The organism is Phytopseudomonas seleniipraecipitans (genome assembly GCF_900102335.1).
GTDB lineage: Bacteria > Pseudomonadota > Gammaproteobacteria > Pseudomonadales > Pseudomonadaceae > Aquipseudomonas > Aquipseudomonas seleniipraecipitans.
This window is the reverse complement of record NZ_FNBM01000002.1, coordinates 344,741-359,846: the sequence shown is the minus strand read 5'-3', so window position 1 is coordinate 359,846 and position 15,106 is coordinate 344,741. Positions and strand designations below refer to the sequence as shown.

The 15,106-nt window shown below is 59.9% G+C and carries 11 protein-coding genes and 1 pseudogene; 7 read left to right on the top strand and 5 right to left on the bottom strand.

Going from position 1 to position 15,106, the window contains the following annotated elements:
• Positions 1 to 27: 27 nt before the first annotated feature.
• From BLS60_RS06475 to plsB, 3 genes are all read right to left on the bottom strand, one after another.
• The gene (locus BLS60_RS06475) at positions 28 to 705 is read right to left on the bottom strand and encodes a DUF4197 domain-containing protein (RefSeq protein ID WP_092366060.1); all 678 of its coding nucleotides are present in this window, start codon (positions 703 to 705) and stop codon (positions 28 to 30) included.
• Positions 706 to 833: 128 nt separating this feature from the next.
• Complete coding sequence (locus BLS60_RS06470) at positions 834 to 1,937, bottom strand: peptidoglycan-binding domain-containing protein (RefSeq protein WP_070882142.1); 1,104 nt, start codon at positions 1,935 to 1,937, stop codon at positions 834 to 836.
• A 123-nt stretch (positions 1,938 to 2,060) separates the two neighbouring features.
• Positions 2,061 to 4,544 carry a glycerol-3-phosphate 1-O-acyltransferase PlsB gene (plsB, locus tag BLS60_RS06465; protein ID WP_092366057.1) on the bottom strand — a complete coding sequence of 828 codons (2,484 nt, stop codon included), beginning with the start codon at positions 4,542 to 4,544 and terminating at the stop codon, positions 2,061 to 2,063.
• Between the two features lie 478 nt (positions 4,545 to 5,022).
• Here plsB and BLS60_RS06460 point away from each other — a divergent pair, with 478 nt between their 5' ends.
• Positions 5,023 to 6,000 (top strand): GntR family transcriptional regulator, encoded by a 978-nt coding sequence (locus BLS60_RS06460; protein ID WP_092366054.1) that lies wholly within the window; start codon positions 5,023 to 5,025, stop codon positions 5,998 to 6,000.
• Positions 6,001 to 6,010: 10 nt separating this feature from the next.
• Here BLS60_RS06460 and BLS60_RS06455 read toward each other — a convergent pair whose 3' ends face one another.
• Positions 6,011 to 7,546, bottom strand: coding sequence for a UxaA family hydrolase (locus BLS60_RS06455; protein WP_092366051.1), 1,536 nt, complete (start codon positions 7,544 to 7,546; stop codon positions 6,011 to 6,013).
• 214 nt (positions 7,547 to 7,760) lie between these two features.
• On the opposite strand from BLS60_RS06455, the gene BLS60_RS06450 reads away from it, so the two are divergent.
• From BLS60_RS06450 to BLS60_RS06425, 6 genes are all read left to right on the top strand, one after another.
• Complete coding sequence (locus tag BLS60_RS06450; RefSeq protein ID WP_092366048.1) at positions 7,761 to 8,264, top strand: TRAP transporter small permease; 504 nt, start codon at positions 7,761 to 7,763, stop codon at positions 8,262 to 8,264.
• 66 nt (positions 8,265 to 8,330) lie between these two features.
• Positions 8,331 to 9,608: a TRAP transporter large permease subunit gene (locus BLS60_RS06445; protein ID WP_167357657.1), complete on the top strand. Its 1,278-nt coding sequence runs from the start codon at positions 8,331 to 8,333 to the stop codon at positions 9,606 to 9,608.
• A gap of 102 nt (positions 9,609 to 9,710) precedes the next feature.
• Complete coding sequence (locus tag BLS60_RS06440) at positions 9,711 to 10,730, top strand: TRAP transporter substrate-binding protein (RefSeq protein ID WP_092366042.1); 1,020 nt, start codon at positions 9,711 to 9,713, stop codon at positions 10,728 to 10,730.
• 65 nt (positions 10,731 to 10,795) lie between these two features.
• Positions 10,796 to 11,713: an NAD(P)-dependent oxidoreductase gene (locus BLS60_RS06435; protein WP_092366039.1), complete on the top strand. Its 918-nt coding sequence runs from the start codon at positions 10,796 to 10,798 to the stop codon at positions 11,711 to 11,713.
• A complete protein-coding gene (locus tag BLS60_RS06430; protein WP_092366036.1) occupies positions 11,710 to 12,558 on the top strand; it encodes a fumarylacetoacetate hydrolase family protein in 849 nt (282 codons plus the stop codon). Before BLS60_RS06435 ends, BLS60_RS06430 begins: the two co-directional genes overlap by 4 nt.
• A 59-nt stretch (positions 12,559 to 12,617) precedes the next feature.
• Positions 12,618 to 13,823: an alpha-hydroxy acid oxidase gene (locus BLS60_RS06425; RefSeq protein ID WP_092366033.1), complete on the top strand. Its 1,206-nt coding sequence runs from the start codon at positions 12,618 to 12,620 to the stop codon at positions 13,821 to 13,823.
• Between the two features lie 201 nt (positions 13,824 to 14,024).
• Here the strand turns inward: BLS60_RS06425 and BLS60_RS06420 are convergent.
• Positions 14,025 to 14,875: pseudogene (locus BLS60_RS06420) on the bottom strand (dihydroxy-acid dehydratase domain-containing protein); the annotation flags it as partial.
• Between the last annotated feature and the right edge of the window lie 231 nt (positions 14,876 to 15,106).

Genomic DNA, 15,106 nt, shown 5'->3' with positions numbered 1-15,106 from the left:
GCCCGTCCCACCCCGCGGTGATCCCTTTTACAGAGCGCCGAAGACCTTCTTGGCCAGGCTGGTGGCAGCGGCTGCCGGGTTGTCGCGGATGCCGGCTTCCTGCTTCGCAATCATCTCGAACAGGCCATCTAGCGCCTGCTCGGTCACGTAGCTTTCGATATTCGCACTCTTGGCGTCGAGCACGCCGAAGGTGGCGGCCTGGCTGGCGAAGCTGTTGTACTGCTTGGCCAGGCCGACCTGGTCGGTGGCCTGCTTGACGATAGGCAGGAACCTGGCGCGGATCTGCTCGCGGCTGCTCTTGTTCAGGTATTGAGTCGCCGAGTCCTGCGGGCCGGAGAGGATCCCTTTGGCGTCCTGCACGGTCATCTTCTTGACCGCGTCGACCAGCAGCGCCTGGGCTTGTGGCACAGCGGCCTCGGCGGCTTTGTTCATGCTGGTTTCCAACTGCTCGACCTGGGCACCCATGCCCATCATCTTCATGGTCTTGGCCGCCTTGCCGAGTTTGCCCGGCAGTTCGATGCGCACCTCGGGGTTGCCGCTGAAACCACCTGGCTTGCCGAGCTGCTGCACGGCCACCTTGGCGCCCTGGGTGAGGGCATCCTTGAGGCCGCCGCTGGCATCCTGCTGGCTGAGGTCGGAAAGCGACAGGGCGAACACGTTGGCGGACAGCAGCAGGCCGGCGACGAGAGCGGGGATGCGGAGCATGGCAGTAACCTTCAAGCGGGGAGATGTGCAGCGAGCTTAGCAGGCAGCACTACGAGGCGGCGAAGGTTTACAGCGTGAAGGGAGTCGGTGCGAGAGGAGGGCACGCCCCGAAGGGCGTGCCGGGGGCATCACTGGACTTCGAGGGCAGCCAGGCTTTCCAGCGTCAGGGCGCCGACGGCAAAACCATTGGCGGTCTGGAATTCGGTCAGCGCGTCGAGAGTGCGCTTACCGAGTTTGCCATCGACGCTGCCCGGGTTGAAGCCGCGCTTGACCAGGCTCTGTTGCAGGCGGGTCACCAGGTTATCGTCGATATCGACATCGCATACGGTCTGCCGCGACACGATGCGCGCGTTGCCTTCGAAGCGGGTGACCTGCAGCTGGCGCTTCTCTTCCGGCACGATAATCTGGTTGGCTTCGACCGGACGCACCACTTCAGTAGAGGCGACCTTGGTGTATTCGGGATCGACGGTGACTTCGATGGCTTGCGCGGGCTTATCGACAATCCAGCGGGTCACGCTTTTGTACTCGGCCGGGTCGGTTTCAATCCGCACGGTTTCCGGCGATACCAGTTTCTTGACCTTGACCACTTCCTGCTTGGCCGGCACCTGTCGGGCACAAAATGCCATGGCGCCGGTGCCGCTCGAATAGCGGGTGCCGGCGGCGCGGCACTGGTCGAGGACAGTCTTGGCTTCTTCGAGGGTGATGGTTTCCTGGCTGTCTTGGTAAACGGCAGGTACCACCACGTAGCGTTTAACCTCAGGGCGAATCTTCACCTGCTCGGACACCACGCGGTAGGTCGGCGGCTCGATGCGGTAGGTCTTGGTGCCTTCGCGGGTAACCACCTGCTTGAAGCCCTTGTCGAGTTCAGCAGGGGTGACGGTGATCTTGTTCACCGAATCCTTGATGACGATTTCCTGGGTGCTTTGCACCGGGCGCGGTCTGACCTGGGCTTGAACCCAGCACTGGCCCGGCTGGATTTCGTATTCACGCGGTTCCTGAGCGCTCAACGCGGCCATCGGCGGCTGAGCCGACGCGGGCTGGCTGCTCGGCATTGCTGCTGATGCACTCTGAGGCGTCGGCTGCGCCTTGTCCGGCGCCGCAGCGGCTGGTTCTTGTTGTGCAACGGGCGCCGGTTGTGCCGGCTTGTTTTCATTATCGGTCGATGCGGACGGCTGCATGGCGCAGCCCGAAACCATGATCGCCAGTGATCCCAGAATGGTGTAATAACGCACGAAAATCCCTGCCCTAGATGGCCCCAACGACGCATCTTAGGTGCTGTCGCGGTAAAGCTCAATAACGCTCGCCAGCTATCGGCCCATCAGCTCGGCAGGAGGGCCTTGCGACCTATGCCAGGTCTACATCCCGTCTACGATCTCTTCGCTGCGATCCATGGTCACCTGGCGTATGGACAGGCGGATTTCCGCAGGCAGCACACGTTTGGCCGCGCCTTCGGCCAGCTCGGCGAACGCGGGAGGGTGGCTGAGTTTGCCTGCCTCGTCCTTGCGCAGCACGCCCTGATCGATCAGCGTCTGGATGAAGTGACGGAACAGGCTCTTGTCGAAAAACTCCGGAGCATTGAGCCCATGCAGGATCGACAGGCGCTGCGCCATGACCGTACACAAATCTTCCAGCTCTTCGGCGCTGATGCTGTTTTGCCCGGCGTTGAGCAGCAGCGCGCTGGCCATGTAGAAACGCTGCAAGGTCTGAGCGATAGCTCTCGAGAGCAGCGTCAGCAGCACGAAATGTCGCGAGCTGGGCGCTGGGCGTAGGTAGACGCCGTTGTCCTCTTTGAGCAATCCCTGCTCGACGAAGGCCTGGAGCCACTGATCGACCACAGCGTCCAGCTCGTCCGACGACCAGCGGATATACAGCTCGGCCTGCAGGTATGGATACAGCGCATGGACGAAACGCAGAATCTGCTCGCGGCTCATCCGTCCGCTGCTCTGGAAGAAGCTCGCGATTAGGCCGGGCAGCGCAAAGATGTGCAGCACATTGTTGCGGTAATAGGTCATCAGAATGGCGTTCTGCTCATCCAGATAAAGGATGCGTCCCAGCGCATCTTTCTGCTCCGAAAGCAGCTCCATGCCGCGCACGTATTCGATCAGCGCCAGGCCGTCACCTTCTGGCACCGTGGTGTGTGGCGAGTACGGCACACGGCGCAGCAGGCTCTGATAAAGGTCGAGGATGCGCGTCAGTGCGCGCTCGTCCAGCGCCAGCTTGCTGGTTGAAAGCAACGCCAGCGCGACCAGGTTGACCGGGTTGATCGCCGCAGCTTCGTTGAGGCGCTGAGCGACGCGTTCGCCGAGGCGATTGGTGGTTTCGTTGAGCCACGCCGGGCGATAGTCCGGCCCCAGGTTCTGGTCGCGCCAGTCCGGCTGCTGCCCGTCGAGGAAGTTGTCGAGCTTGATCGGCTCGCCGAAGTTGACCCACACATGGCCAAAGCGTTGCTTGAGCGCACCGATGACCTTGAAGATATCGAAGATCGATTCCTTCTTCTTGCTCGCACCACGCAGCTCGCCCAGGTAAGTGCGGCCTTCCAGTACACGCTCGTAGCCGATGTACACCGGCACGAACACCACCGGCAGGCGATGGCTCTGCAGGTAGCTGCGCAGGGTGATGGCCAGCATGCCGGTTTTCGGCCGCAGCATGCGGCCAGTACGCGAACGACCCCCTTCGACGAAGTACTCCACCGGGTAGCCCTTGCTGATCAGGGTGTGCAGGTATTCATTGAACACCGCGGTGTAGAGCGGATTGCCTTTGAAGGTACGACGCATGAAAAAGGCGCCGCCGCGGCGCAGCAGACCGCCGATGATCGGCATGTTGAGGTTGATGCCGGCGGCGATGTGCGGTGGCGTCAAGCCGTTGCGAAACAGCAGGTAGGAGAGCAGCAGGTAATCGATGTGGCTGCGGTGGCAGGGCACATAGATCACCTCGTGACCCTGGGCGATGTCCTGCACGCCTTCGATATGGTTGACCTTGATACCGTCGTAAATCTTGTTCCAGAACCACGACAGGATCAGTTCGAGGAAACGGATCGCCGTGTATGTGTAGTCCGAAGCGATTTCGTTGCCGTAGCGCAGGGCCATCGCCTCGGCTTTCTCAACGGAAATATTCTCTCGCTCGGCTTCCTCGACGATTGCCTGACGAACCTGCGGGCCATGTACCAGACCCTTGACCAGGTTACGCCGGTGCGACACGTCCGGGCCGATAACGGCGGCCTTCTGGTTGCGAAAGTGCACCCGCAGGATGCGATGCACCATGCGCAGGGTGCGTTCCTGGCCTTTGTTCTGGCCGATCAGCTCGCGCAACTGAATGGGTGTGGAAAACTGCACGCGGGTGGTGCGACCGAGGATCAGAATGCTGACCAGCCGGCGCAGGCGCCCGGTGACGGCCCAGCCATCGGCGAACAACAGTTTCCAGGCGCTGGTTTCGCGGTTCGGCGACTGGCCCCAGAACACGCTGACCGGAATGATCTGCGCTTCCTCGCCACTGTTCTCGTCGAGTGCGCTGACCATGCGTTGCAAGGTCGGAGAAATGCCACGCTTGTCCTGCCGCCCGAACCAGTCTGGCTCGGGTGTCAGGTAAAAGAACGCCGCCGGCTCGATCAGATCACCCACCGCCACCGAGAGCACGGGGCGTGGCAGGCCAGCCTTGGTGCACTCGTGGTCGAGCACAGCCAGATCGCTCATCGAAGGCTGCTGCAGCACATAGAACACCGGCTTGCTGCGGTCGAGCTTGAGGCTGAAGGCCGACTGATTGATGGTCTCCGAGCGTACCCACAGGTACAGCAGGCGGCGCAGGGTACCGAAGGCAAGGCGGCGAAGCGGAGAGCGGGTCATACGAGATCTGGCTGTGGCAACGAGCCTTGGCTCGGGGGCGCTAGTGTGCCGGATCACCGCGCAGTCGGCAAAATCTTGTAAAAGTTACCGTTTCGCTGCGAAAACTCTCTAAAACCAGCCTGGTTGATTAGTGGCCATAGGGCGCATGGTGCATCTCCTGAGTAAAGCTTAAGGTTGCCGAAGCCTATCCAAGGTGTCGGAATGCGCATTGACGACAGAGAGGTACATGCGTGACATGTTAAATGCTGTTCATCTCTTTAATCATGTAGTTAGCAGTAATAATGTTCAATGTGGCCATCTAGTATCGCTGGCCAGTGACACTGCGGTACATTGCACGCACTAATGCTAAGTGCAGCTCCGGTATCAGCCTTGAAGCCTTACGGAAGGTTGTGTTGCTTTGCAGATGTAGATAGGGCGCTGCGTTCTTGATCAGAATGCAGATTGCCACGCTTAGGGCAATGAAAGTGGCTCAAATAGAATGAAAAAACACCTTAACGATCAGCTCTTCGAAATCATCGCGGCAAGTATTAGTACAGGGCGCCTTAAAGAGGGTACGTTGCTGCTTGAAGGTGCGCTGGCAGAGCTCTTCGGTGTGAGCCGCTCCCCGGTTCGACAAGCGTTGGGAAATTTGCATAAAAAAAGAATGTTATGCACATTTGACGGTCGCGGTTATTTAGTTGGGTCGGAGCCTGGAGAAATACTACGACGCAAGCTGGAGGCTACTGATTTCAAATTGAGTGAAGGCAGCTCGCAAACTCCTCGTAAAACCGAAAGCTGGAGGGGGGTATATGACCGTATTGAGCGCGGTTTGTTGCACCACTCTCTGTATGGCACATACAGAATCAACGAGCTGGAGCTCTCGCGCTATTATTCGATCAGCCGTACTGTGTCCAGCCAGGTACTGACGCGCCTGTCACTCATGGGGTTAGTGGAGCGTGATGAGCGTTCGCGCTGGCAATTGACGCAGTGGGACGAACAGCGCCTGGGCGAACTATATGAAGTGCGTAGACGCCTGGAACCTTACGTTCTCATGCAGGCAGCTGAGTTTCTCAAGCAGGAACAGCTTGCCCGATATATAGAACGCTTGCATCGGGCAATAGACACCTATCCCGATATTGATAGTAGCCAATTCGATGACTTAGAAAGTGACCTGCACATCGAGACGCTTGGGCATTGCCCTAACCGCCAGATGCTACAAATTTTGCGGCGCACCCACTCGCTGCTGCTGTCGGGCAAGCATATATTGCTCGATAAGAGTTACTTCCCGGACGAAGAACCGTTTTTTCGCGAGCACTTGAGCATCTTTGAAAACTTGCAGGCAGGCCGTGGCGATCTGGCCGCGCGGAGTATGGAAGAGCATTTGGTCATCGCCGAACGCAAGGTCAAGCAGCGCCTGGCCTATTTCAGGGAGCACAACCGCATCGCGGCCGTGCCCTACCTAGAGCGACTTTCCTGAGGCGTGCCGATCAGGTCACTGCACCCACCTGCCATGGGACGAACTCGTTGTCCCCATAGTTGTACTGTTCACTCTTGGAAGGTGTGCCCGAGGCGATTTCGACCAGGATGTCGAAGATCTTCTCGCCCGCCTCGGCAACGCTCAGTTCACCGTCGATGATGCCGCCGCAATTGATGTCCATGTCCTCCTCCAGGCGGCGGTACATATCGGTGTTGGTCGCCAGCTTGATGCATGGCGCCGGTTTGAAGCCCGACACCGAGCCGCGCCCGGTAGTGAAGCAGATCATGTTGGCGCCGGAGGCGACTTGGCCGGTCACCGACACCGGGTCATAGCCGGGGCTGTCCATGAACACGAAGCCATGTTCGGTGATCGGTTCGCCCCATTCATAGACGCCGTTGAGCGAGCTGCTGCCTCCTTTGGCCGCAGCGCCTAGGGACTTTTCCAGGATGGTAGTTAAACCGCCGGCCTTGTTGCCGGGGGAGGGATTATTGTTCAGCTCCGCACCATTGATGCGTGTGTAGTTTTCCCACCAAGTCAGGCGATCGAGCAGTTTCTGAGCAACCTCGTGGCTGGTGGCGCGGGCGATCAACAGGTGCTCCGCCCCATAGATTTCCGGTGTTTCACTGAGAATGGCGGTGCCGCCGTGGCGCACCAGCAGATCGGCTGCGTAGCCGAGCGCCGGGTTGGCGGAGATGCCCGAATAGCCGTCCGAACCACCGCACTGCATGCCGACCATGATGTGTTCCACGCTTTCCGAGGTGCGCTCCAGGCGTCCGATGGCTGCGAGCATGTCGGTGACTTGATCGATGGCCTTGGCGATGCTGGCACGGGTGCCGCCGGCATTCTGGATGTTGAACACGCGAAAGTTCGGTCCTTCGCTGAGGTTGTAGCGCTTCATCAGTGACGAAATCTGGTTGGTTTCACAGCCCAGGCCGATGATCAGCGCGCCGGCAATGTTCGGGTTGCAGGCATAGCCCCAGATGCTGCGCTCGAGAAACTTGAACCCTTCCGAGTCGGTGTTGATGGCGCAGCCGCTGCCATGGGTGAGGGCCACCACGCCATCAATGTTGTACTGCTTGAGCAGTTCCGAGCCATTGAAGTGTGTCGCTACCGCGCGGGAAACGGTGGCCGAGCAGTTCACGGTGGAAAGAATGCCGATGTAATTCCGTGTTCCCACGCGTCCGTCCGGACGCCGGTAACCCATGAAGCGTCGACGCTGTTCGGACGGTAGCACGGCGCTGCGCTCGATAACCGGCGGCAGCGTGTTGCTGGCATGACTGTCCGGCATGGCCACGTTGTGGGTATGAACATGTGCGCCGGCGGCAATGTCCTGGGTGGCCACACCGATGACCTGACCGTACTTGAGGATGTTTTCGCCTTTGGCGATGGCCCTGCGGGCGATCTTGTGGCCGCTTGGAATATCGTCGGAGGCCTCTAGAGCAAGGGTTTCGACGTGAACGCCCTGTGCTAGTGCCTTGCGCGCGACGGCGACTGAATCGACAGTGCTGAGGATGACCACGGACTGGTTTTGCGTGATGAGTTGCATGGGGTTTTTCTCATTGTTGTTTTATCGAGTGACGTCAATACTGACAAAAATGAACATTGCACGCAATATTTTTGGGTGATATGGTCGCTGCCACATAGCCGCCAAACGGCATACAAAAACAACAAATGCGAGGCTTTACAGATGGCTCTACCTGCCCATTATTCCTGTCTTTCCCGCACCGGCTCGACACGTCCTGACCGACAGGATGTTCGCCATGCATAAAGTCATCGAAGGCTACTTCACGCTGCTCAAGGTGCTGGGGATCATCTGCCTGGTGACCATGGTGGTCCTGGTGTTCGGCAACGTCGTACTGCGCTATGCCTTCAACGACAGCATTCTGATTTCAGAAGAACTTTCCCGATGGGCATTTGTATGGCTGACCTTCCTGGGTGCGGTCGTGCTGCTGCGTGAGCACGGTCACATGAGCGTGGACCTGGCACTGCGAGCGTTGCCGGGCTGGGGAGAGCGGGGCTGCCTGATCGCCTCGCAACTGCTGATGCTGGCCTGCTCGGGCCTGTTCTTCTGGGGTAGCTGGCAGCAGGTGCAGATCAACTGGACCATGCCGTCGCCGGTATCCGGCTGGTCGATGGGGTTCTTCTACGGCTCCGGGGTGTTCTTCGGGCTGTCGGCCTGTGCAATTCATCTTTACGAGATCGTGCGGCTTGCCGGTGGGGGAGACATCCATCGTCCGGACCTTTCTGCCGAGGTGCATCAATAGCACTGCCGCCCGCATGCCGCCGCTCGGTGGCGCGCTCTCCATAATAAAAACCGGAGTGATGTGATGATCATCATCGCGATATTCGTAGTGTCCCTGCTCGGCGCCATGGCCATTGGCGTGCCGATTGCCTATTCGCTGATCCTTTGTGCCCTGGCCATGATGTATCACCTCGATCTGTTCGATGCGCAGATTGTCGCCCAGGGTTTGATCAACGGGGCAGACAGCTTCCCGTTGATGGCCGTGCCGTTCTTCATGCTGGCTGGTGAGTTGATGAACGCCGGTGGCCTGTCCAAGCGCATCGTCAACATGGCGGTTGCACTGGTGGGCCATATCAAGGGTGGCCTGGGCTACGTGACCATTCTGGCGGCTTGTGTGCTGGCCAGCCTGTCGGGTTCGGCCGCTGCCGATGCGGCGGCGCTGGCTGCATTGCTGGTGCCGATGATGGTCAAGGTCGGGCATGACAAGGCCACCTCGGCGGGCCTGGTGGCAGCCTCGGGCATCATTGCTCCGGTCCTGCCGCCATCGATTGGCTTGATCTTGTTCGGGGTCGCGGCGAACGTATCCATCACCAAGCTGTTCCTGGCCGGTATCGCACCGGGTCTGATGATGGGCCTGTCGCTGTGCGTTGCTTGGTACCTGGTTTCGAACCGGGAAACCCTGATCACCCGGCCGCGGGCGCCGATGAAGGAAATACTCAAGACCTTTTATGAGGGTGTCTGGGCGCTGCTGCTGCCAGTGATTATTTTGGTTGGCCTGCGCGCCGGGATATTCACGCCGACCGAGGCCGGTGTCGTCGCCGCGGTTTATGCGCTGTTCGTGTCGCTGGTGATCTACCGGGAGCTGACCTGGAAAAGCATGTACCAAGTGTTGCTGTCCTCGGTGATGACCACGGCGATGGTGATGTTCCTGGTGGCCTCGGCGATGGTGGCGGCCTGGATGATTACTGTGGCCGACTTGCCAAGCGAAGTGGTCGGTGTGCTTGAACCGTTGATGGACAGCCCGCGTCTGCTGATGCTGCTGATCGTGGTGATCATAGTGATCATCGGCATGGCGATGGATATGTCGCCGATCATTCTGATCCTGGCGCCGGTGATGATGCCGGTGGCGGTCGAGGCGGGCATCGATCCGATCTACTTCGGCGTCATCTTTGTCATGACCTGTGCCATCGGCCTGATTACCCCCCCTGTCGGGTTGGTGCTCAACGTCGTCGCCGGGGTATCCAAGATCGACTTCCTGGCCACTGCTCGCGGCGTCATGCCGTTCCTGCTGGCGGAGTTGCTGGTGATCGGGCTGCTGCTGGCCTTCCCGCAGTTGCTGCTGGTCCCGGCGCAGTGGCTCTTCTAATCGAAAAATCTTGCGCCAGTTGACCGTGTTCAACTGGCGTGAACGGATGCATGCCCACTTCCATGCCAACAACGGCAGTAATAAAAACAAGAGGATCTAGCCATGAAGTTCATTCCTACAGCTCTGACTGCACTGCTCTGTACATCCGCGATGCTGGTTTCCGCTGCCGTGCATGCGGAAGAAATCAACCGCCACAACATCAAGGTCGCCTTCGTCCAGGCCAAGGATCACCCGCATGGTCTGGGGGCGAACAAGTTCGCCGAGATCGTCAAAGAGAAAAGCGGCGGCAAGATGAAGGTGATGGTATTCGCCAGCGGCACATTAGGCGGCGATGCCCAAGTGATCTCTTCCGTGCAAGGCGGTACCGTGGACATGACCCTGGTCACGCCGGGGCTGCTCACCGGCATCGAGAAAGGTTTCGGCCTGTATGGCTTGCCATTCCTGTTCCGCAACTCGGCAGAAGTCGATGCGGTACTCGATGGGCCGGCTGGCCAGAACCTGCTGAGTACCCTGGAGCCGCACGGCATCATCGGTCTGGGTTACTGGGACCATGGTTTCCGCCATGTCACCAACAGCAAGCACCCGGTCAACACACTGGAAGACCTCAAGGGTCTGAAGCTGCGCCTGCAGCAGATCCCCACGGCTATCGAGACGTTCAAAGCCTTGGGTGCCAACGTGGTGCCGCTGTCGTTCACCGAACTTTATACCGCCATGGAAACCCGTACCGTGGACGGCCAGGAGAACCCGCTTGCGGCTATCGAAACCTCGAAGTTCTACGAGGTGCAGAAGTACCTGTCGCTGACCGGCCACTTCTACGATCCGCTGGTGGCGATCTTCAGCAAACGCACCTGGGAAAAATTCAACGAGACCGAGCGTCAACTGGTGCGTGACGCGTCCCTGGAAGCGCAGGCCTACGAGCGCAAAGTGTCCCGTGAGATGGACGTCAGCTCGCGTGAGGCGCTGGCCAGGCAGGGTATGGAAATCAACGAAGTGGCACCGGCCGAGATCGAGCGTATGCGCGCTAAGGTTCAGCCGTCCAGCGACAAGCTGATTGCAGAATACGGTCCTGATCTGATGGCGGAAATGAACGCGGAGATCGCCAAAGTTCGCGCCGCTCAGTAACCCTTCATCCATAAGGCCGGCACCTCGGCGCTGGTCTTTGCATTTGCAAGCAAGGTGGATCCGTAATGACAGCTATTAATGTTGGGTTTATTGGCCTCGGGCTGATGGGCCACGCCATGGCCGCCAATATCCAGAACAAGGGTTTTGCGCTCGGGGTGATGGCACACCGTAATCGCCAGCCGGTTGATGACCTGGTTGCCAAGGGCGCCCGCGAGTTCGCCAATGCGGCACAACTGACTCGTGCCATGGATGTGGTGCTGCTCTGCCTGCCGGGCACTGCCGAAGTGAGCAAGGCGCTCGCTGGCGACACGGGCGTGCTGGCAGGTTTGCGCCCCGGGCAGATCGTGGTCGATTGCAGCACGGGCGATCCCAGCCGCACGGCAGAGCTTGCCGCCCAAGTGGTCGCGCAGGGTGGTCACTACCTCGATGCGCCCGTTAACCGCACCCCGAAGGATGCGGTGCTGGGGCGTCTCAATGTTTTGGCGGGTGGTGATGCGGCGGTGCTGGATAAAGTTCGCCCAGTGCTGGCGTGCTTCTCCGAAACCATTCATCACCTTGGACCGCTGGGCTCGGGGCACAAAGCCAAGGTGATCCATAACTTCATTTCCCAGGGTAATGCCACGATTCTGGCAGAAGCGTTCTGCACTGCGGCGAAGAACCAGATCGACCTGGCCGCCTTCGCGGAAATCTGCAGCATGAGTGGCGGCTACAGCCGCACCTTCGAGCGGATCATCCCCTACGTGTTGAACGGCGATGACTCCGGCCAGCAGTTCGCGTTGGCCAACTGCGAAAAGGACATGCGTTACTACACCGAAGTGACCAAGTCGACGCCTGTGACGGCCATGGTCGCCGATGCCGTATACCAGACCTTCATGCTGGCCAAAGCGCTGGGGCATGGCGACAAGTACGTGCCGCGCCTGTTCGATGTATTGGGTGAAATCAATGGTGTGCGCGTTAGTGCAACAGGGGAGAACAAGGCATGAAATTGTTGCGTTATGGCCCGGTCGGACGTGAAAGACCGGCAGTCGTGGCGGCCGACGGCAGCCTGCGTGATCTGTCAGCACATGTGGGGGATATCAGCCCGTGCACGCTTGATCCGCAGGTGCTCGATGAATTGCGGGCGCTGGACCCTGGCAGCCTGCCGCTGGTCGAGGCGGGTGAGCGCATTGGTGCCCCGGTTGCCAGCATCGGCAAGCTGGTGTGCGTCGGCCTGAACTATGCCGACCACGCCAAGGAATCGAACCTGCCGGTGCCTAGCGAACCGGTGCTGTTCATGAAGGCGACCAGCGCGATTTGCGGGCCGAACGACCAGGTGATCATTCCGCGCGGCGCGCAGAAGACTGACTGGGAAGTGGAGCTGGGCATCGTCATTGGCCGCAAGGCGCAGTACGTCGAACGCGAACAGGCACTGCAGTGCGTGGCGGGCTATTGCATCGTCAACGACGTATCCGAGCGTGCCTACCAGCACGAGCGCGGCGGCTCCTGGGACAAAGGCAAGGGCTGCGATACCTTCGCGCCTATCGGTCCGTGGCTGGTAACGGCAGACGAGATCGGTGACCTGCGCAACCTTGATATGCACCTGAGCGTGAATGGTGAAACCCGACAGAACGGCAATACTCGCACCATGATCTTCTCTGTCGACGAAATCGTCAGCTATATCAGCCAGTTCATGACGCTTAATCCGGGCGATGTGATTTGCACCGGAACGCCGCCCGGCGTTGGTGCTGGCATGAAGCCGCCGCAGTTTCTCAAGGCAGGCGACCGGATGACCCTGAGCATCACTGGCCTGGGCGAGCAGTGCCAGGACGTTGTTGCCTGGCAGCACTGATCTAACGGTGGCGCCCGGGATCATGGGCGCCATCGGTACGACCATTACGGGGATCGAACATGCAACGACGCTTGTATTCAGGGCGAGATTTTCGCCGTGCGCAGAATATTGCCGAACTGCGCGAAATGGCTCGAAGGCGCCTGCCCAATTTCTCCTTTGAATACGTTGAAGGCGGTGCCGACGACGAGTTCACCTTGCAGCGCAACCGTTCTATTTTCGAGAGTGTCACGCTGCAGCCGCGAACGCTGCGTGACGTGGGCGCGCGTGACCTGCAACGCAGCTTCTTTGGGCAAACTGCTCAATTGCCGTTCATGGTCGGGCCGACCGGCTTTAACGGGCTGTTGACCAAGGACGGCGACCTGCACCTGGCACGCGCTGCGGCCAAGGCCGGCATTCCCTTTGTCTTGAGCAATGCGTCGACCACCTCGATAGAGGACATTGCCGCCGTCGAGGGTGTGCGTGCGTGGATGCAGATATACCTCTACCGCACCCGTGACCACGTGGCCCGACTGGTTGATCGAGTCAAACGCTTGAATCTCGAAGCGATCATGGTGACCACCGATAGCGCGATTTTCGGCAACCGTGAGTGGGACAAGCGCAACTACGTGAAACCGCTATACTTGGACCTGCGCAATCGCCTGGATGTGCTCCGTCACCCCGATTGGATCTGGGATGTGTTGGTGCCTGGCGGTGTGCCGCGGTTCCAGAACCTGGGTAATCTGTTGCCGCCCGGCAAGGATTCGGTCAAGGGCGCAGCCAGTGCTCTGGCCGCCGAACTCGATCCGACCCTGAGCTGGGATGACATCGCCTGGTTGCGCGATATCTGGCAGGGCAAGCTGATCGTCAAGGGCATGATCCATCCGGACGATGCGCTGCTGGCCATGCAGTACGGGGTTGATGGTGTCGTTCTGTCCAATCATGGCGGGCGTCAGCTCGATGGTGCCGTGTCAGCGCTGGAAACCTTGCCGGAGGTGGTACGCATCAGCCAGGGACGGATGGAGGTGTTCCTTGATGGTGGCTTCCGCCGTGGCAGCGATATTGCCAAGGCGTTGTTGCTCGGGGCCAGTGGTGTATTGATCGGTCGCGCCGGTCTCTATGGCCTGGCTGCTGGCAAGGGGCCGGGAGCGGCACATGCCATCGACATCCTACGTGCCGAGCTGGATCGCACCCTGGGCTTGCTCGGTTGCAGCAGCCTGGAAGAACTCACTCCCGATCTGATCCATGCGTCGCACTGGCGGGCGCTGGCGGAGCGAATTCGCGCCTAGTGTTTTCCCACCGTCTCGTACCTCCCCACACTGCGGGTGCGAGGCGGTTTTTTATGCCGGCAGTGAAGAAGGGCGCCTCGGCGCCCTTCTTTATATTCATCGTATGCGACCTGTAGCGACTCCGTCCTTGTGACCGAATTCCAGGCTGTCCTGAGCAGGGTTAGCGCCAAGTATCATCGAGATGCTCGGCGCAAGCGTGGCTCAGTGCGAATGTCGCGGCACGGCGGAGCCCCGGCAGCCGACCCGAAAGTCGAAATCGCAACCTTCGTCGGCCTGCAGTACATGGTCGACGTAGAGGCGACGATAACCACTGTCTCAGAGCAGGCTTTGCGGTTGTTGCCAAGCCGCCAGACGCGTCTGCAGTTCCGCTTCTGAAATGTCCAGGTGCAGACGTCCGTCCGCACAATCGGGTTCGATGAAGTCGCCGTTTCGCACCACTGCCACCGGGCCGCCGGCGGCAGTCTCCGGTGTGACATGAAGGACCGCGGTGCCATAGGCGGTGCCGCTCATTCGCGCATCGGAATTGCGCACCATGTCGGTGATGCCCTTGGCCAACACCTTCGGTGGCAGACCCGTGTTGCTGACTTCAGCCGTGCCCAGGTAACCCTTGGGCCCGCAGTTTTTCACCACCAGCACGCAGGTTTCGTCGACGTCCAGCTCCCGCTCGACACCCATGCGCCCGGCAATGGCCTTGAGGTGGGTTACAACGTTGGTCGAGCCGCCGATCGCGGCGTTGATCCGGATCGCATTCTCAAAGGCTTCACGGGTGAGAGTTTTCGATAGACGCAGGTCTTCACGCACCATTTCAGCGATGCGCATGCCCGACAGATGGGCCAGTACATAGCGCCGCGAATCAACCGCCGGAATCGCTGCGTTGTGCGGCAGCGAGGTCCCAGTGCTTCGGCCATGCAGGCCATGGTCGAGGCCGTACCCATGGTGTTGCGGGTGTCCGCCGAACGCGACATGCCTGCTTCGGCGGCCATGAAGTCGTGAATCGAGATCTTGCCGGCCTTGACCTCCTCGCTGAGCTGCCAGACCACCGTGCCAGAGCCTGGTGTTTGCCATTGAGTATCGGCCGCCGGTGACCACGCTGCTTGAGTAGAACGACATGCTTGCGGTGCCGCCACGAAAAGTAGCGGCGCACTGCGCCCGCTACGGCATGTTGGCGATCGCCGAGCTTGACGCGGGGATAGAGGAGGACCTCAACCTTAATCTGTTGGCCTACGGTCATCACCAAGAACGAGGAGTTATTATCCCTGCTGCAAGGGGGCTGGCCTTGTAGC